The sequence below is a fragment of the Ectothiorhodospiraceae bacterium 2226 genome (genome assembly GCA_013348725.1).
GTDB lineage: Bacteria > Pseudomonadota > Gammaproteobacteria.
Genome location: CP054689.1, coordinates 213,913 through 231,980, shown reverse-complemented (window position 1 = coordinate 231,980; position 18,068 = coordinate 213,913). Strand labels below are relative to the sequence as shown.

Annotated in this window: 12 protein-coding genes, 1 tRNA gene and 1 pseudogene; 11 read left to right on the top strand and 3 right to left on the bottom strand. The window is 69.4% G+C overall.

Annotated features, from left to right (window positions below; all coding sequences use genetic code 11):
- Positions 1-13: 13 nt before the first annotated feature.
- From pheT to HUS23_01035, 4 genes are all read left to right on the top strand, one after another.
- Entirely contained in the window at positions 14-2,395 is a 2,382-nt protein-coding gene (gene pheT / locus HUS23_01050) for a phenylalanine--tRNA ligase subunit beta (GenBank protein ID QKT02514.1), read from the top strand.
- A 3-nt stretch (positions 2,396-2,398) separates the two neighbouring features.
- On the top strand, positions 2,399-2,701 hold the full coding sequence (gene ihfA, locus HUS23_01045; GenBank protein ID QKT02513.1) for an integration host factor subunit alpha: 303 nt from the start codon (positions 2,399-2,401) through the stop codon (positions 2,699-2,701).
- Complete coding sequence (locus HUS23_01040; GenBank protein QKT02512.1) at positions 2,679-3,035, top strand: MerR family transcriptional regulator; 357 nt, start codon at positions 2,679-2,681, stop codon at positions 3,033-3,035. Before ihfA ends, HUS23_01040 begins: the two co-directional genes overlap by 23 nt.
- A 75-nt stretch (positions 3,036-3,110) precedes the next feature.
- Positions 3,111-3,187, top strand: a tRNA-Pro gene (locus tag HUS23_01035).
- A gap of 332 nt (positions 3,188-3,519) precedes the next feature.
- Here the strand turns inward: HUS23_01035 and HUS23_01030 are convergent.
- Positions 3,520-5,298: a bifunctional diguanylate cyclase/phosphodiesterase gene (locus HUS23_01030; protein ID QKT02511.1), complete on the bottom strand. Its 1,779-nt coding sequence runs from the start codon at positions 5,296-5,298 to the stop codon at positions 3,520-3,522.
- A gap of 176 nt (positions 5,299-5,474) precedes the next feature.
- Here HUS23_01030 and HUS23_01025 point away from each other — a divergent pair, with 176 nt between their 5' ends.
- From HUS23_01025 to HUS23_00995, 7 genes and pseudogenes are all read left to right on the top strand, one after another.
- Positions 5,475-6,638: a cupin domain-containing protein gene (locus HUS23_01025; protein ID QKT02510.1), complete on the top strand. Its 1,164-nt coding sequence runs from the start codon at positions 5,475-5,477 to the stop codon at positions 6,636-6,638.
- A pseudogene (locus tag HUS23_01020) lies at positions 6,625-7,053 on the top strand (GNAT family N-acetyltransferase). The gene HUS23_01025 and the pseudogene HUS23_01020 overlap by 14 nt, the downstream one beginning before the upstream one ends.
- 551 nt (positions 7,054-7,604) lie before the next feature.
- Entirely contained in the window at positions 7,605-9,446 is a 1,842-nt protein-coding gene (locus HUS23_01015) for a M61 family metallopeptidase (protein ID QKT02509.1), read from the top strand.
- On the top strand, positions 9,439-9,624 hold the full coding sequence (locus HUS23_01010) for a hypothetical protein (protein ID QKT02508.1): 186 nt from the start codon (positions 9,439-9,441) through the stop codon (positions 9,622-9,624). Before HUS23_01015 ends, HUS23_01010 begins: the two co-directional genes overlap by 8 nt.
- A complete protein-coding gene (locus HUS23_01005; protein QKT02507.1) occupies positions 9,614-10,459 on the top strand; it encodes an amidohydrolase family protein in 846 nt (281 codons plus the stop codon). The genes HUS23_01010 and HUS23_01005 overlap by 11 nt, the downstream gene beginning before the upstream one ends.
- 281 nt (positions 10,460-10,740) lie before the next feature.
- Positions 10,741-11,469, top strand: a complete 729-nt coding sequence (locus tag HUS23_01000; GenBank protein ID QKT02506.1) for a hypothetical protein — start codon at positions 10,741-10,743, stop codon at positions 11,467-11,469.
- A gap of 145 nt (positions 11,470-11,614) precedes the next feature.
- Positions 11,615-11,839, top strand: a complete 225-nt coding sequence (locus HUS23_00995) for a hypothetical protein (GenBank protein QKT02505.1) — start codon at positions 11,615-11,617, stop codon at positions 11,837-11,839.
- 30 nt (positions 11,840-11,869) lie between these two features.
- On the opposite strand, the gene HUS23_00990 is transcribed toward HUS23_00995, so the two are convergent.
- Together HUS23_00990 and HUS23_00985 are read right to left on the bottom strand one after the other, a co-directional pair.
- Positions 11,870-16,294, bottom strand: coding sequence for a translocation/assembly module TamB domain-containing protein (locus HUS23_00990; GenBank protein ID QKT02504.1), 4,425 nt, complete (start codon positions 16,292-16,294; stop codon positions 11,870-11,872).
- Complete coding sequence (locus tag HUS23_00985) at positions 16,291-18,042, bottom strand: outer membrane protein assembly factor (GenBank protein ID QKT02503.1); 1,752 nt, start codon at positions 18,040-18,042, stop codon at positions 16,291-16,293. The genes HUS23_00990 and HUS23_00985 overlap by 4 nt, the downstream gene beginning before the upstream one ends.
- Positions 18,043-18,068: the final 26 nt, after the last annotated feature.

Genomic DNA, 18,068 nt, shown 5'->3' with positions numbered 1-18,068 from the left:
ACGGGGAATAGCGATGCGATTCAGTGAGCGTTGGCTGCGCGAGTGGGTGGATGCGCCCGTCTCGACGCAGGAACTGTGTGCCCAGCTGACCATGGCCGGCCTCGAGGTCGAGGGCGTCGAGCGGGCGGCGCCCGGCTTCGAAGGGGTTGTCGTGGGGCGCGTGCTGGAGGTGGCCGCGCACCCCGACGCCGACAAGCTGCGCGTTTGCCAAGTGGACGTGGGCGGCGCCGAGTTGCTCACCATCGTCTGCGGGGCGCCGAACGTCGCGCCCGAGATGCGCGTACCCACCGCCGTGGTCGGTGCTCGGCTTCCCGACGGCCTCAAGATCCGCAAGACCAAACTGCGCGGCGTACCGTCCGCCGGCATGCTGTGTTCGGCCAAGGAGCTCGGGCTGGCCGAGCAGTCCGAGGGGCTGATGAGCCTGCCCGCGGACGCTACCCCGGGTACCGACGTGCGTGAGGTGCTCGACCTCGACGACGTCTGCATCGAGTTGTCCCTCACGCCGAATCGGGGCGACTGTCTGAGCGTCGCCGGCATCGCGCGCGAGGTCGCCGTGCTGAATGACATGAGCTTTCCGGGCGTCCGCGCGCAGCCGGTGGCGCCGGCGGTGGATGACACCTTCCCGGTGACGGTCGCGGCGCCGCAGGCGTGTCCCCGCTACGTCGGGCGGGTGGTGCGGGACGTGGACCCGCGCGCGGTCAGCCCGCTGTGGCTGCGCGAGCGCCTGCGTCGCAGCGGGCTGCGCAGCATCAACCCGGTAGTCGACGTCACCAACTACGTGTTGTTGGAGTGCGGGCAACCGATGCACGGCTTCGACCTCGCGCGCCTGCGCGGCGGGATCTGCGTGCGCCGGGCCCACGCCGGGGAGCGCCTGACCCTGCTCGACGGCCGCGAGATCGAACTGGCGGAGGACTGCCTGGTGATCGCGGACGAGGGCGGTCCCTTGGCGCTGGCCGGGGTCATGGGTGGGGAAGAATCCGGCGTGACGCCAGATACTTGCGATGTGTTTCTCGAAAGCGCCTTCTTTTCGCCGCAGGCCATCGCGGGCCGCGCGCGTCGCTACGGCCTGCACACCGACTCCTCGCACCGCTTCGAGCGCGGCGTCGATCCGACCTTACAGCGCGTGGCCGTCGAACGGGCCACCGCGCTGTTGATCGAGATCGCGGGCGGCCGAGCGGGCCCGGTGGTCGAGGTGGAGGACGCGCGAGAACTTCCGGCGCGTGCGCCTATCCCCCTGCGGCCGGCGCGGGTGCAGCGGGTTCTAGGTACGGAGATTGCGACCGACAGGTCCGCCGCGCTGCTCGGGCGGCTGGGGCTCGACGTGGCCCGCGAGGACGAGGTATGGCAGGTGACGCCGCCGAGTTTCCGCTTCGACCTGGAGATCGAGGAGGACCTCATCGAGGAGATCGCGCGCATTCACGGCTACGATCGTATCCCGAGCAAGCGCCCGCGCGCCGAGCTCGCGATCCGGCCGCGGCCGGAGGCGCGCCTCGAGGCCTCGCGGTTGCGGGGGGTGCTGACCGCGCGCGACTACCAGGAAGTCATCACCTACAGCTTCGTGGAGCCGGGCCTGCAGGCGCTGCTGACATCCGGCGAGCGGGCGGTGCCGCTCGCCAATCCCATCTCGGCCGACCTAGCCGAGATGCGTACCAGCCTGTGGCCGGGGCTGGTTCAGGTGCTGTCACACAACCTCAAACGCCAGCAAACGCGCTTGCGCGTCTTTGAAGTCGGGCTAAAGTTTGCCGAGCAATCGGGGGGGGAGATCGTCCAGGCGCCGCGCCTAGGATTGGCCGCATGCGGGCCTGCCTTGCCGGAGCAGTGGGGCGCTGATCCGCGCGAGCTGGATTTCTTCGACCTCAAAGGCGATCTCGAGGCGCTGTTGGCGCTGGGCGGGGCGGGGCAGGCGTATCGCTTCGTGGCCGCCACGCATCCGGCCCTTCATCCCGGACAGAGCGCGCGCATCGAGCGTGCAGGTGAACCGGTGGGCTGGATCGGGGCGCTGCATCCGGCCGTCGTACGCCGGTTGGATCTGCGGGGCCGGGTGCTGTTGGCGGAGATTTCGCTCGATGCCCTGATTAGCGGGAAAGTCCCACAGTATGCCCCTGTTTCGCGCTTCCCCGCGATGCGCCGCGATCTCGCTCTGGTGGTCGACGAGGGCGTGAGTGCGCAGGCGTTGACCGAGAGCGTCGAGCGCTCGGCGCCGGCGGAGCTGAAGAACTTCCAGTTGTTTGACGTTTATGGCGGAAAAGGCGTTGATTCGGGGAGAAAAAGCGTTGCGGTGGGCTTGACCTTTCAGGACCCTTCGCGCACTCTTACCGACCAGGATGTAGACGCCTTCATCGCACAAGTGCTTAAGGCGCTGCAACAGGATTTGGGTGCGACGCTGAGAGAGTGAGACATGGCGCTGACGAAAGCGGATATGGCGGAACGCCTGTTCGATGAACTGGGGCTGAACAAGCGGGAGGCCAAGGAGCTCGTCGAGATGTTCTTCGAGGAGATCCGCGCGGCCCTGGAGCGGGGCAACCAGGTCAAGCTCTCCGGCTTCGGTAACTTCGATCTACGAGACAAGAATCAGCGTCCGGGCCGCAACCCCAAGACCGGTGAAGAGATTCCGATCACCGCGCGGCGGGTTGTGACGTTTCGGCCAGGACAGAAGCTGAAGCAGAGGGTCGAAGCATATGCTGGAACCAACGCACAATAGCGAACTCCCCGCGATCCCCGGCAAGCGCTACTTCACCATCGGTGAGGTGAGCGACTTGTGTGCCGTCAAACCTCACGTGTTGCGCTACTGGGAGCAGGAGTTCCCGCAGCTAAATCCGGTCAAGCGGCGTGGCAACCGGCGCTATTACCAGCGCCAGGACGTGCTGATGATCCGGCAGATCCGCAGCCTGCTGTACGAGCAGGGCTTCACCATCGGCGGCGCGCGCCAGCGCCTGTCCGGCGAGGCACTGAAGCAGGACGTCACCAAAAGCCGGCAGATCGTCCACCAACTGCGCAGCGAGTTGGAAGAGTTGCTGCAGATCCTCAAGCGCTGAGTGCGCAGCCGACAAAGTAGCGCATTACACGCAGTTCCCCGCGCGGTCGAGATACGGTAGACTACGCGGCTTCATCGGGGCGTAGCGCAGCCTGGTAGCGCACCTGCATGGGGTGCAGGTGGTCGGAGGTTCAAATCCTCTCGCCCCGACCAAAACATCCCTGTCGGGCGAGAGGATTCCCGGCCCCGCCGCATCCCAGCGGCGCGGCGCCCAGAAGCGTCGCTTCTGAGCCCTCTCGCCTCGGCCAAATAGATCAAGCAGTTAGGCCACCGGAAGCGGTGGCCTTTGTCGTTTCGAGCGCCCCGCCGAAACGTCCCACTGCTCCCCCCCCCACAGGTCGTGCTGCTGCGCGGTAGCGCCGCGCGCGCGAATCGGGTTTTCGTTCCCAGAGGGAGCAGAGAAGGCAGAGGGAACAGAGTCCGTCTGTAGGCGGAGCGCGTTCGAGAGCGGTGTCCTTAAAGACATACCGCTGCTCCGACCGCTGCTACCGGGGACGTTGACGAATTGCGCTAGAGCCGTCCACTTCCAGGGCCGGCCTCCCGAAGTAGAAGCCCTGAGCCAGGTCAATCTCGAGGTCCTGCATCAGCTCTGCGGTGGCTTCGTCCTCGATACCCTCGGCCAGGGTGCTGATACCGAGCTCCCGGGCGATGTCCCGGATACCCTTCACGATGGCACGGTCCTTGGCGTTTCCGCTCGCGGCGCGCACGAGCCCTCCCTCGATTTTGAGGTAGTCGATCGGCAGGTCGGAGAGGTACTGGAACGAAGAGTAACCGCTGCCGAAGTCGTCGAGTGCGAGGCGCACTCCGAGGTCGACGAACGGTGCCAGCATGTCGCGCGCCTCACTGGGATCGATGAAATCCCGTTCGGTGACTTCGATGACCAGGCAGCCCTTGCAGGTAGGAAATTCCGTGCGGGCGCCTTCCACGGCGGCGACGAGTTCGCGGATGAGGCGCGGCTTGCGCAGCAGGCCTGCGGAGAGGTTCACGAAGTGCACCGGAGCGGGCGCCTCCGTCTGCCACTGGAGGAGGTGCTCGATGGCCACCAGGAACATGCGCCGGTCGATGAGGTGAACCAAGTGGCGCTTGCTGGCGGCCCCGATGAATTCGGCGGCGGTGAGTCCTTCTTCATCGTCCGCTGGGAGCAGGCGCGCGAGCAACTCTTGGCCGACCACGGCGCCCGAGTTCAAGTCCACGATGGGTTGGTAAGCCGGTTGGAGCAGGTCGCGGCGCAGGGCGCGCTCGATGCGCCCGGCGAGGGTGTATGTGCGGCGGCTGCCCTGGGTGGCACGCAGCGCGCGGTCGCGGCCGCGGGCCTTGGCCTCGTACAAGGCCGCGTCGGCGACGCCCAGTAGCTCGTCGACCACCGTGCCATCGAGCGGATGGCAGGCAACGCCGGCACTGGCCGAGGTCCGCAGGCGTTGCCCCGAAATTATCGGGGAGATGGCGCGAATGCGCCGCAGGATGCGGTCGGCCACGTCCATCGCTTCATCGACTTCCGCGCCCGGCAGAACGGCGATGAACTCTTCCCCGCCCCAGCGCCCGACCCAGTCCCCCTGGCGCACGCCCGCGGCCAGCGCCTGGGACGCGTCTTTGAGCACCCGGTCGCCCGCGCCGTGGCCGTGGCGGTCGTTGATGAGTTTGAAGTTGTCGAGGTCCAGCAGCACGAGCGCATAGGGCTCGCCCGCGCGCAACGCCTGTGCTTCCACATGCTCCAGCACCTGGCGGACGCCGCGCCGGTTGAGCAGCCCGGTGAGGTCATCGTGCTCCACCAAATGCCGCAGCCGGGCGCGCAGATACGCCTGATCGAGCAGGGCACCAGCGACCTGGGCGAACTGATACAGCGGTTCGAGCGCGATGAGTTCCAGGTAGCGCTGGCGGTCTACGCGGATCCCCAGGCAGCCTCGGAAGCTCGCGCCGAGCATGAAGCAGGCGTCGGTGGTGCGGGCGGCACTGACGTCGGCTTCGAGCGCCCCCAAAACCTCCGCGAAGTCGCGCGCCCGAATCTCGCCCTCCGGATAGTCGCCGGCCCCGTAGATGATGCGGTCGACGATCTCGCCCGTCTCCCGTTCGAGACGGTAGAACCAGGCACCCACGATGTGCCGCGACGTCTGCACCAACGTATCGCACATCCGCTGGCAGACGGCGGGCGTGTCGGCTTCGCGCGCGAGCGCCGCCGTGGCGTCGAGCAGCGCCTCTTGTAGGCGCTCGCGCTCCCGCGTGCAGGAGAAGCGGCGCCGGGCGGGGCGCTGCTTGGCGCCACCCATTCGCTTACGTGCAATATCCATACACACAGAGGATAGTCCGGTGGGTTCGGAATCTCTTGAGTCACAAATTTGGATGGGGCATTTGCCGCGAGGGCAACCAACGCCCGAGGGGGCGCGGTACAAGGTTCCTTCGCGAGGGGGCGCTCGGCTATCCTAGCCCGATGAACGCCACCTCCATGCAGACCCTTTTGGGCGGACTCGACCCCGCCGACTTCCTCGATCGCCACTGGCAGAAACGCCCCCTGTTGGTGCGTGCCGCCTTCCCCCACTGGGCCGACCCCTTGGTGCCGGAGGAGTTGGCGGGACTCGCGTGCGAGGCGAACGTCAATTCGCGCCTGGTGCTCGAGCGTGGCGGTGAGCAGCCCTGGCAGGTGGAGTACGGGCCGCACGCCGAGCAGCGGTTCCTGGATCTTCCCGAAACCCACTGGACGCTGCTGGTGCAGGACGTGGACCGGCATGTGCCGGCGGCCGCGACGCTGCTCGAGCCGTTCGGCTTTCTGCCGGACTGGCGGGTGGACGATGTGATGGTGAGTTACGCCGCGCCGCAGGGCTCGGTGGGCCCGCATGTGGATGCCTACGACGTGTTTCTGGTCCAGGGGCGCGGGCGCCGTCGGTGGGAGATCAGCACGCAGCCGGTCGCGCCCGACAATGTCATGCCCGGCCTGGATTTGCGCATCCTGCGCGATTTCCACGCGGAGCAGGTATTCGAGCTCGGGCCGGGTGACATGCTCTACCTGCCGCCCGGGGTGGCGCATCACGGCATTGCGCTGGAGCCATGTATGACCTACTCGGTCGGATTTCGCGCGCCGACCCACACCGAACTGCTGGAGGGCGTGCTGGAGCACGCGCTCGACGAACTGGGTGATGCCGAGGCGCGCTACGCCGATCCCGATCTGTGCCTGCCGGCGCATCGCAGCGAGATCACCGCCGAGGCGCTGGCGCGCATCCGCGACCGGATCCAGCACCTGTGCCTGGACCCCGCGCGCTCGGCGCGGTGGTTCGGTCGCTACGTCACCGCGCCGCAGGGGACCTCGCTGGTCGAGGCGCCCGAGGAGCCGCTGGCCGATGTCGCGGCGTTGGCGGTCCGGGCGGAGCAGGCCGGTGGGCTGTGGCGGGACCCCGCCTGCCGCTTCGCCTTTGTGCGCGAGGGCGAGGCGCTGTGGGTATTCGCCCATGGCGAGGCGCAGCGCGTCCCGGCGGCGGCCGCGGAGGGCGCGGCGTGGCTGTGTGACCAGCGGCACTACCCGGCGGCCACGCTCGCCGCGCATTGGGCCGGTCCCCTGGGCGCACTGCTGCTGAACTGGTACAACCATGGCTATGTGCGCGATGACACCTTCTGATATCCGCGTGGACCTGGTGCCGTGGCCGGCGGCCGAGCCGCTGGTGAAGCCGGTGCGCGAAACCGTTTTCGTGCAGGAGCAGCTGGTACCGCTGGACTTGGAGTGGGACGGTCTGGACGCCGACTGCTGGCACGTGGTGGCGCTGGACCCGGCGGGTGCAGCGGTGGGCACCGCGCGCATGACGCGCGCGGGCCACATCGGGCGCATGGCGGTGCTGGCCCCCTGGCGCGGACGCGGCATCGGCCGCGCGCTGCTCGGGCGGCTGCTGGCGCTGGCGCGCGAGCACGCGCTGTCCGCGGTGACCTTGCACGCGCAAACGCACGCCATTGGGTTCTACGAGCGTTTGGGCTTTCGCGCCGAGGGGGCGGAGTTCATGGACGCGGGCATCCCGCATCGCGCCATGGTGCTGGAGGTGTCGAGCACCGCGCCCGCCGCGGCGCTGGATCCGCGCACGCTGCACGGTGCCGAGCAATGCGCGGCGGCCGCCGCCGAACTGATTGCCGGGGCCGAGCGCGAGGTGCTGCTGGCGACGCCCGACCTGCCCGCGGCGCTGTACGAGACGCCGGCGCTGCTGCAGGCCTTGCGCACTTGGGTGGTGGGCAATCACCGCGCGCGACTGCGGGTGCTGATCTGGGAGCCCGAGGCGGCGCGTGCCAGCGCCCGCTTTATCGAGCTCGCGCGGCAGCTGAGCAGTTTCATCGAGCTGCGCGTGCCGAGCCCGGAGTTGGAGGAGCGGGCGCACTTTCTGCTGGCCGACCGGGTGCGCCTGCTGGAGTTGGGCCTGGGGCGGCGCCGGCAGGGTCACCTGTTTCTGCGCGAGCCGCTGCGCGCGCAGGCCGCGCGAGAGCGCTTCGAGGCCCTGTGGGTGGCGGCGGAGCCGGCCCGGACCCTGCGGCGCCTGCATATCTGAACTGACTGATGCACGCCGGCCGGGAACGCCGCCCGGCGGTACGAGCCGAGGAAGGGATGACCGACATTCTGTATCGCATATGCCCCACGCGGCCCGAGGCCCACGTGTTCGAGGTGACGCTGACCGTGGCCGCCCCCGAGCAGGATGGCCAGCGGCTGTGGCTGCCGGCGTGGATTCCGGGCAGCTATATGATCCGCGAGTTCGCGCGCAACGTGGTGTGGTTGCGCGCGGAGGCGCAGGGCCGGCCGGTGCCGACCGAGAAACTGGACAAGGATACCTGGCGCTGTGCGCCCTGCGCGGGGCCGCTCACCGTCACCTATGAGGTCTACGCCTGGGACCTGTCGGTCCGCGCGGCGCACCTCGACACCACGCACGGCTACTTCAACGGCACCAGCGTGTTCCTCGCCGTGGCGGGCCGCGAGCAGCAGCCCTGCGAGGTGCTCATCGAAGCGCCGGCGGGCGAGGGCTACCGGGACTGGCGGGTGGCCACCACGCTCGCGCGCGTCGACGCGCCGCTGTGGGGCTTCGGTCGCTACCGTGCCGAGGATTACGACGATCTGGTGGACCATCCGGTGGAGATGGGCAGCTTTGCCCTCGAAACCTTCGAGGTCGCGGGCGTGCCGCATGCCTTGGCGGTGACGGGCCGCCAGCAGGGCGATCTCGCGCGGCTCGCGCGCGATCTGCAGCGCATCTGCACCGAACACGTCAGTCTGTTCGGCGAACTGCCGCCCATGGAGCGTTACCTGTTCCAGCTGACCGTGGTCGGCAATGGCTACGGCGGGCTCGAGCACCGCAGCTCGACCAGCCTGCTGGCCAACCGCGACGACCTGCCGCTGCCGGGGGAGGGGATGAAACCCGGCTACCGCAGCCTGCTCGGGCTGTGCAGCCACGAGTACTTCCACACCTGGAACGTCAAGCGCATCAAGCCCGCCGAGTTCGTGCCCTATGACCTGCAGCGCGAGAATTACACCCGCCAGCTGTGGGCCTTCGAGGGCATCACCTCCTATTACGACGACCTGGCGCTGGTGCGCAGTGGTTTGATCGAGCTGAAGGACTACCTGGAGCTGCTCGGGCAGACGGCCACCCGCGTGTGGCGCGGCAGCGGACGCCACAAGCAGACGCTCGAGGAGTCGAGCTTCGATGCGTGGACCAAGTTCTACCGGCAGGACGAGAACGCCCCCAACGCCATCGTCAGCTATTACACCAAGGGCGCGCTGACCGCCCTGGCGCTGGATCTCACTTTGCGCCGCGAGACGGCCGGGCGCGTCACGCTCGATGAGGTGATGCGCGCCCTATGGATTCGTTACGGCAAGCGCGGCGAGGGTGTGCCCGCGGGCGGCGTGGAGGCGGTGGCGCAGGAACTCGTGCAGGCGGCCGGTGGCGGCGATCTCGCCACGTTCTTCGACCAGGCGCTGCGCAGCACCGAGGATCTGCCACTTGGCGCCCTGTTGGGCGAGGTCGGCGTGCAGTTTCGCCTGCGGGCGGCGGAGCCGGGCGACGACCGCGGCGGCAAGCCGGCCGCTAAGCAGGGGGCCGAGGCGCCGCGCGCGAGCCTTGGCGTACGCACCGCCAAGGGGCAGGGCGGCGCGCGTCTGGTTCACGTCTTCGATGGCGGCGCCGCGCAGGCTGCCGGGCTGTCCGCGGGCGACGCGGTCATCGCGCTCGACGGCCTGCGGGTCGACCACAGCACGCTGGAGCAGCGGGTGGCGCGTCTTGCCCCCGACACCGAGGTGACGCTGCACGCGTTTCGCCGCGACGAGTTGCACGTGGTGCGCGCGCGGCTGCAGCCGCCGGTGGCGGACGTGGTGTATCTCGAGGCGCAGGAGGCGCCCCCCGCCGAGGCGGCGGCGCGGCGCGCGCAGTGGTTGGCCAGTGTGCAGGGCGGCGCTCATGGGTGAGGTCGTCAAGTTCAAGAAGCCGCGCCCGTCGGAGCGCTACAAGGGGCGCACACTGTGCCGCAGCGGGTTTCACAAATGGAAACCGGTCGCCGAACGGCCGTTCGACGTGCGCCAGGGGCGCCTAGTGACCCAGTACCGCTGCGAACGCTGCGGGGCGACCAAGACCGATGCGCGCTGACTCGGCGTGGGCGGGCAGGCTCGTGGCGGCCGCTCTGCTCCTGGCGGGCGGGACGGCGACGCATGCGAACGAACGCCTGCCGCTCGCGGACGCCCACATCCACTACAGCGAGGTGGTGTGGGACGTGTTGTCGCCGCGCGCGGCGCACCACACCCTGGTGCGGGCCGGGGTACGGCACGCGGTGATTTTCGGCGTCCCGCACGAGGGGGCGCTGCGGCTGGCCGCCGAGGAGCCGGCGCGCTACACCCTGTTTGTCCAGCCGTACCGCGTGCCGGAGGACCGTCACCGAGCCTGGTATGAGGACCCGCGGGTGCTCGAGCATCTGCGCGAACGCGTGGCGACCGGCATCTATCGCGGCATCGGCGAGTTTCACCTGCACAGCGGCCAGACCGATACCCCGATCGTGGACGGCATGCTCGCCTTGGCCCGCGAGCACGATCTCTATCTGCTGGCCCATTCGGATACCGCGGTCATCGAAGGCTTTCTCGATCGCTTCCCCGATCTCAAGGTGATCTGGGCGCACGCGGGTGCCTGGACCCTGCCCATGACGATGGATGTCGTGATGGGCCGCTATCCGCAGCTATACGTCGAGTTGTCCATGCGCGACGGCGATATCGCCCCCGACGGGACCCTGGACCCGCGCTGGGCCGAGGTACTGGTGCGCTATGCAGACCGGTTCATGGTGGGCATCGACACCTTCAGCGAGCGCCGCTGGACCCACTACGACGAACTGGCCGAGCGCACGCGCGGCTGGCTCGCGCAGCTCCCGGACGAGGTCGCCGAGCGCATTGCCTGGAAGAATGCCCACGAACTCTTCGGTGGCGAGAAACCCTGATCCGGTAGCGCAAAGACCGCATCCGTACGCTATACCTACTGTGCGGCGGGGCGATCGCCCTCCGGAGGGAGGGAGCTGCCGGTCCGAGTCCGGCGGAACGCGCAAGGACGCGCCGAAAGCCTCCGCCGCCTTCACCTCACTTCTCAGCAGCAGGCCCGCCTGGGGGGCCGCACATGGACGCACAGCGTATGGATGCACAGCGGCTGGTCACCGGTGCCGCGGCGAGGCCCTTTTTCCCGATTATCCGATGGCCGTCCGTCTTTGCCGGCGTGGTCGTCGGTATGGCTACGTATTTGTTGCTCACGCTGTTCGGCATTGCGGTCGGGATGACCGTGGTGGATCCACGTTCGATGGACCCCGCAGGGATCGTGCCCACCGCCACGGGGCTGTGGACCGGCGTCGGGCTGCTGGTGGGCGCCTTTATCGGCGGTTACGTGTCGGCGCGCATGTCGGGTTTGGCGCGCCTTGCGGACGGTATGCTGCATGGCTTTGTCACCTGGGGCACCACCACGGTGGTGTTCGCGTTCCTGGTCGCAACTGCCTGGGGAACCCTGCTCGGAGGGGCGTTCGGCGCGCTCGGCCATGGCCTGCAGGGCATGAGTGAGGTACGGGTGGTGCCACAGAACGAGACTCGCCAGGTGATGATGGCGGTCGAGCTGGAGACCTTGCTGACCGGCAACGCGGCGGAAGGGGCCATCACGCCGGCGTCCTTGGCCGCGCTGCAGGAATCACTATGGCTGGGCGACCGCGAGGCCGCCCTCGGCATCATGGTGGAACAGATGGGCTTTGCCCCCGATCGCGCGGAACAACTGGTCGATCCCGCCATGGCCCTGGTGGTGACGCCCACGCGCTTGGGGACGGTGGAGGGCGCCGGCGCGGCGTTACTGTCGGCCTCCTGGTGGCTGTTCTTCGCCATCCTGCTCTCGATGTTGGTGGCGCTGTGGGGCGGCGCGATCGGCGTGCGCTCGACGGGCCGCCGGACCAGTGGCGAAGACGTCGAAGTCGGTTGAAGATGGGTTCCGCCAGACGCTAGCACGCCGGGTTCGAACGGCGAAAATCCGAACCGTGTCGCATTTCTCCCGTGCTCCCGATGCATCCGCACCCACGCTGGGGCATAGTCGCTCGCAAAGAACGGCTCGCCCATAAGGACGGTGCATGTACAAGAGCGAGGAAGAGAAGGCCGAGGCGGCCGCCGCGTTGGCGGAGGCCGCCGACCTGCTGCGCGTGGCGCAAGAGGGGTTGCACAAGGTGCGCGACGTGCTGCCGCCCCCCGTTGCGGAGCGTGTGCGCGACGTAGGCGCCGACACCCATGCCCTGCGTATGCAGGTCGAGCAGCTGCTCGCGATCCTCGGTGGCGCGCCGGTACAGGGCGGTCGATGACGCGCTGACGCACCCTCGGGGGGCGCCCGACTAATCCAAGGGCGCCGAGAGCGGCTCCATGGGGCCGGTATCCACCGGTTGTCGGTCGAGGGGGCTGCCGGCGGCCGCTCCGGCCGGCCCGCCGCGTTCGATACTGTAGATGAGGTCCGCGCCATCGTAGCGCCCGCCGGTCTCCGTCTGCAGGATCCAATGCCGACTGATCTCGTAACGCAGACGCAAGACATTCACCGATTCGAACAGGCCCACGCTGTAGTTCACATACAGGCGTGGCGAGAGATAAGTGCCGAGCACCAGGGCCGGCCCCGTATCGGCCGCGTCCGGTGCCTCCTCGATACGCACCTCCTCCACGCCCAAGGCCTCGCCGATGGTTTGCGCAATGCGCTCGCCGCCGGCGAGGCTGAGCGCGGTGGCGGCGCCGTAAAGCACTTCGCCCTCGCTTTGTGAGGCCTGCCCCAAGGGCCTGCCCAGCAGCAGGTAGGAGAGGGCGTTGGCCTGATCCATGGTGGGCTCCGAGAACAACGCGAGCTCGGGATTCTGCAGCGTGCCGCGCACCGTCACCCCGGCCAGCACGTCGCGGGTGACGCGTACCGCGCGAATGTCCAAACCCGGGTTGTCCAGGGGCTGGCCCACCGCGAACAACAGCCGTCCGCGGTCGATACGCAGGTTCTGCCCGTACGCGCGGTACTGACCATCCAGTACGCTGAGTTGCCCGGCGGCGGTGGTTACCTGGCCGGGTTCATCCACCAGGCGCAGCGAGCCGGTGATGCGGCCGGTGAGCCCGAAGCCTTCGAAGCGCACGCGATCGCCCAGCACCAAGCGGATGCGCGAGGTGACACGCCAGCCGCGCGGTTCCGCCACGCGGCTCTCCTCACCTCGCACGATGATGACGTCCTGCGACACCGTCTGCGCACCGCCGAAGTCATGCGGCTCCAGTTGCGCTTCGGGGACGGTAACGCTGCCTTCCACGGTGATCGCGCCGGGCACCACGACCACGCTCAACTCGGGCGACACCAGCACCCGAGCCTCTGGAATGTCGGCGGCTTCGAAGCGCTCACCCTCGATGCGCACGACCGCACGCCACGGGTCGGCCAGTTCGAACTCGCCGCTCAGTGCGACCTGCCCGGGCCCGGAGCGCCCGCTGCCGGTGAGGTGCCATTCGCGGCCGTCGCCGGACAGCTCCAACTGCAGTTCCTGCACCGTGATGCCGGTGGGGAGCACATGGGCGCGGCCCTCCTCGAGGGTCACCACGCCGTGCGCGGCGGGGGACGTGGCGGTACCGGTGAGGCCGATGTCGGCGCGCAGGATCCCGTGTGTGTCGCTGACGTCAGGCACCAGCAGCGGGAGCAGCTCCAGCACGCGCAACTCCGCCTGCAGGCGCCCCTCCACGGCGGCTTGGTCGAGCGCCTCGGGATCGGCGGCCAGATTCGTCACCCGCACCCGTCCGCGCAGGTAGTCCGCTTCCGCGAGATCCACCGTGAAGCGGGCCTCGAGGTCGGTGCCGTCGCGCTCGGCGGTCAGCAGCAGGTCGCGGTAGGGGACGCGCAGGCGGTCATCGGGGCCCAGCGCGTAATAGAGCTCGCCGGCCGCACTGCCCAGGCGCGCGTCGACGTCCAACCCCGCCTCGTCGAGGCGCAGCGCAACCTGCCCGTCCAGCGCGCCGGCCAATTCGACTTCAGAGGTCAGCAACGGGTGGAGCAGCGCCAGCGGCACCTCGGTCAGTGTGATCTGCGCGCCCAGCGTCCCCGTCGCCCATGCGCCCGACAGGCAGAAGCGGCCATCGCCTTCGCTCGCAATCAGGCAAAGATTGTCCACCTCGGCCGCGTCGGCACCGGCGCTGAGGGCGGCCGGGGCGGGCTGCACCCACGCCGGCAGCATCTCCGCCTCAAGACGGGTATCGCGGATCGCGCCGGTCCACCTCGCCTCCGCGTAAGCGCCGGCGAGATCCGTGCGCAAGTGGTAGCGCGCCTCGTCGAGCGTCAGCTGCAGGCTGTGTGACGCGGGGGTGCCGCTCCCCTCCAGTGTCAGCCGGTCCCACTGCTGTCCGCCCGCCTGCAAACCCTCCAGTGCCGCCGACACCCGCGAATCGCTGCGCCCACCCAGATCGACGTCCGCCTCGACGCCTAGCCGGTCGAGGCGCGTCTCATTCAGCGCCAAGCGCTCGCCGTCGGCGGCCACCGCCAGGCGCGGGGCGTCTCGCGGGCCGTGCAGCCGGCCCTCGGCGTGCAGGCGCCCGGTGGCGCCGGGCAGCAGGGCGGCCATGTCGGGCGCATGGACCGCCCACTCCAGGGCCCATGCCTCATCCAGCCGGCCCTGGGCGCTGACGCGGGCATCCTCGGCGCGCAGTTCAAGGCGCTCGATGTGGTATCGATCACCCGCCAGGGCAAGTTCTGCCTCGGCCGCCAGCTCGTAACCGCGCAGGCGGCTGGGTCGGCTCTGAAGCTCCGCCCGTGCGTGGGTTTGTCCATCCTGGACGCGGCCGGCGCTGGACAAGCCGAGGTTCAAATCCCCGGACCAGTCCGACCAGTGCGCACCGGGATTGACGCCGGCGACGTCGAGCTCCAGTGCCCAGGCCAGCTGCGGCGTCCAGGCGACGGTCCCATGGGCGCTCAGTTCGCCGTCCAAGGTCTCGCCGCGCAGGCGTTCCAAGCGGATCTGCTCGGTGCTGCCCGTGCCCCGGCCCGACCAGCGGCTGTCCGGCAGCGCCTCGCCGGCAAGTTCTGTGTCGAGTGTAAAGCGGTAGTCATCGAGGTTGCCGCCGAGCGTCAGCTGACCGGCCGGGGCGGTGAGGCCGTCCACCAGCGCGAGGGCCCGCCAGCGGGCCTCCACCTGCAGGCGGTCGGGGCCCTCGGCATCCTCCCAGCGGGCGCTGGCCTCCAGCTCTCCCGGGTGACCGGGGCGGGAGAGCAGCACGCGCGGCAGCGTCCAGCGCGCGTCGCCGCGTTGCAGTTGCAGGTCGGCCGCCAGCGGTCCGTGCTCCGCGTGCTCCGTGCGCACGGTGCCGCTGACCTCGAATCGATCGATACCGCCCGCGCCCTGGAGGCGGGCGTCCAGCTGCAGTCCCTCGGCAGCCTCCCAATGCGCGCCCGGTTCCAGGCCGTCGGCGTCCACCGTAGCGGTCCACAGCAAGGCCTCGCCCCATGCGAGCCGGCCCGCCGCTTGTACCTGTCCGTGCAGCAGGGTGCCGTGCACGCGATCGAGCGTGAGTTGCTCCAGGTCCCCGCGTCCGGCGAGGCGCCATTCCCCGGCGGGGATGTCCTCGCCCTGCAACGCGAATTCGCCCGCCAGGCGATAGTCCTCAAGATGCCCCTCCGCCTGCAGGCTGCCGCGGCGCGAGCGCGCCAGCGGCACCTCGTCCGTCGGCGGCCAGCTGAGTTCGTTCCAGTTCACATCGGCCGCGAAGCGCCGCGTCCCGTCCGCCTCCGGATCGACGAGGTGCCCATCGACCGTCAGGCTTGCGGCGCCCTCCTGCTGGGCGAGGGTAAGCGCCGCGGCATACCAGCGCGCGGACTCGCGCCCCACGGCGCCGCGCAGGGTGAAGGCGCCCAACTGGGGCTCATGCCCATGGAGGGCGACGTCCAGCGCGAACTGATCGAAACTGCCGCCGCCGGCGATCACGCCCTCCACCGCAAGCGCCGGCCAGTCGGGATCGAGGCGTGCGGCCTCCAGCGGCTCGACGAGTTCCAGGCGGGCCTCCCACGCCGGGATTTCCCCCGTCAGCGCCAGCCGCGCGTCGAGTTCGCCGCGGGCAGGCGCCTCCAGGCGCTGCGCGATGTGCAGATCGGCCAGGCTGCCGGTGAGCCGCAGCGCACCGCCGACCTCCCGCTCGTCGATGCGGACCCGCCACGGACCTTCCCAGTGCAGCGGCCAATCGCCGCGCGGGGTCAGCGCGCCTGCGCCCTCCAGGGTCACATCGTCGCCGCGCACGGAAAGCGCCTCGATGTGCAGTGTGTCGTCGTCGCTACGCGCGCGCAGGGCGATCTCGCCAAGGTGCAGGTCGGTCTCGCCCAGCGCCAGCGTGACGTCGGTCAGGCGCAGGTCATCCAGGGTGATGCGAACCGGCAGCTCGATGTTCGGCAAAGTGAGCGGGCCCTCGCGCGCTGCCGCTTGCTCGGCGGGCGGCTCGCCGGGGGTCTGCCGAACGTAGAGTCGATCGGCATCGGCACGGCGTACGTGCAGGTGCCGCTCGCGCAGCAGGTGGCTCAACGACCAGGTAAGGTGCACGCGCTCGGCGCGCACTTCCGTGCCGTCGTCAACATAGTGCAGGGTGTGGAGGGTGAGGGTGTCCCACAGCCTCCCTTCCGCGCGGGCCACCGTAAGGGTGCCGGGCGCGAAGCGATCGGCAAGCGCCACGGCCGTGTGCAGGCCGCTCGTGGTACCCACCAACCAAGCGAGCGCGCCGCCGGCCAGCAGCAGGACCAGCGCCAACGCCGCAAGGCTACGCCACAGCCACCTCACAGGTCGGGCCCGATCCGCAGGTGCAGGCGCCACGGGTTGCCGGGCTGCGAAATGGCACTGGCCACGTCGAGCCGGATCAGACCGACGGGCGAGCGCCAGCGCACGCCGAAGCCCGCACCGGACTCCAGCGGGTCGCTGATCGAGTTGATGGCGTTACCACGGTCGTAGAACAGGGCCGCACTCCACAAGCCGTACAGGGTGTGCTCGTATTCGACACTGCCGAACAACAAGTGTTTCCCACCCACCACGCGCCCCTCGGCATCGGTGGGGCCGAGGCTGCGGTAGGCGTAGCCGCGCACGCTGTGGTCGCCGCCGGCGGTGAAGCGCAGCGAGGCCGGCAGCTCATTGATGTCCCCGATCAGCGTGGTGCCCGCCTCGCCGCGCAGAATGATGCGGCTGCGCGGCAGGAGCGGGCGGATAAGGGTGCCTTGCACGCGCGACTGCGTGAAATCGACGTCGGAGCCAAGCTCCTCCGCCGCGCCGCGCACGTCGAAACCGAACTGGCCGCCGCGGCGGGTATAGATCCGGTCATCGGCCCAGATGCGGGTCCAACTGCCGCTCGGCATCCACAGCGTGGAGCGGTCGCGTTGGTCGGCGATGGTGTAACGCTCGTCGAGGTAGGTGAGGGCGATCGTCTCGCGCCAGCTGCCCCGTGCCCGGGTATGGCCGGCGCTGATCTGTAGGGTCTCGCTACGGAAGGTCCGCGCCTGCTCGTCCTGCCACGCCGCGGAGTATTCGATGGAATCGGTACGGGGGTCGCGCACCGGCACGATATAGCGCGCGGCGATGCGGTTGCGCCGCTCGGCGATCAACATGTCGCCGCGCAGACGATGGCCGCGGGCATTGACGTAGCGATTTTCGAAGCCCAAGCCGGTACGCGCGCCGGTATCCGTGCCGTAGCCGAGGCTGACGGTGTACTGCTGGCGCTCGCGCGGGGTCAGCCGTACCTCCACCGGGAGCTCCAGATCTTCTTCCTGATCGTGTCGGGGCTGCACCACCACGTCCGCGAAGTAGTTGCTGTCGCCGAGGGCGGTCTGCAACTCGAGGAGGCGCGCGCTGCGATAGGGCTCGCCCGGCTCGAACGGCACAAAGCGCTGCAGCAACTCGGGTCGCACGACCGTGGGGTGGAACTCGACCTCGCCCAAGCGGAAACGGGGTCCGCTGTCGAGGTGCAGAACGGCCGAGGCTTCATAGGCCTCGAGGTCGATACGCAATTCGTGGCGCACCAGGCGCGCGTTCAGGTAACCGTAGCTTGCCGCGGTGCGCTGCAGCGCGCGCTTGGCCTGTTCGTAGCGGGCGTGCTCCAGCGGCGCGTCCCGCTGCAGGGGCAGCGTGCGCAGCGTCTCGCGAAAGGCCGGCGTATCGGCGCCTTCGCCGATGATCTGCACGTCCACCTCGGTGAGGGGGATACGCGGCCCGGGGTTGATTTCGTAACGGGCGAGCCAGTCCGTTTCGCGTTGTTCCAGGCTGGTGCGCACCGTGGGCCGATAGTAGCCGAACGGTTCGAGCGCACGCCGGATCTCCTCCTCGGCGCGGCGGTGCAGGGTGCGGATGCGCCCCTCGCTCAAGGCGGGGTGCGCGCGCTGGGCGTAGAGGCTGAGGAAGGCCAGCACGTTCTCGCGCACCTCCCCGCCCACACCGTCCACCTGCACGCTCACGCGCGGCGTCTGCGCGTAGGCCGGCGCCGCGGCAAGGGTGAAGACCGCCAGCCACAGCAGCCAGCAAATTCGGATAGTTGGATAGCGCATAAAGTAGGTCGCGGCCGCAAGGGCGG

What these genes read in the sequence shown, in the direction of transcription:
- ihfA (QKT02513.1), top strand. Translation starts at nt 2,399, where the DNA reads ATGGCGCTGACGAAAGCGGATATGGCGGAACGCCTGTTCGATGAACTG.
- HUS23_00995 (QKT02505.1), top strand. Translation starts at nt 11,615, where the DNA reads ATGTACAAGAGCGAGGAAGAGAAGGCCGAGGCGGCCGCCGCGTTGGCG.
- HUS23_01010 (QKT02508.1), top strand. Translation starts at nt 9,439, where the DNA reads ATGGGTGAGGTCGTCAAGTTCAAGAAGCCGCGCCCGTCGGAGCGCTAC.
- HUS23_01030 (QKT02511.1), bottom strand. Translation starts at nt 5,298, where the DNA reads ATGGGTGGCGCCAAGCAGCGCCCCGCCCGGCGCCGCTTCTCCTGCACG.
- HUS23_01015 (QKT02509.1), top strand. Translation starts at nt 7,605, where the DNA reads ATGACCGACATTCTGTATCGCATATGCCCCACGCGGCCCGAGGCCCAC.
- HUS23_00985 (QKT02503.1), bottom strand. Translation starts at nt 18,042, where the DNA reads ATGCGCTATCCAACTATCCGAATTTGCTGGCTGCTGTGGCTGGCGGTC.
- HUS23_01000 (QKT02506.1), top strand. Translation starts at nt 10,741, where the DNA reads ATGGCTACGTATTTGTTGCTCACGCTGTTCGGCATTGCGGTCGGGATG.
- pheT (QKT02514.1), top strand. Translation starts at nt 14, where the DNA reads ATGCGATTCAGTGAGCGTTGGCTGCGCGAGTGGGTGGATGCGCCCGTC.
- HUS23_01005 (QKT02507.1), top strand. Translation starts at nt 9,614, where the DNA reads ATGCGCGCTGACTCGGCGTGGGCGGGCAGGCTCGTGGCGGCCGCTCTG.
- HUS23_01040 (QKT02512.1), top strand. Translation starts at nt 2,679, where the DNA reads ATGCTGGAACCAACGCACAATAGCGAACTCCCCGCGATCCCCGGCAAG.
- HUS23_01025 (QKT02510.1), top strand. Translation starts at nt 5,475, where the DNA reads ATGCAGACCCTTTTGGGCGGACTCGACCCCGCCGACTTCCTCGATCGC.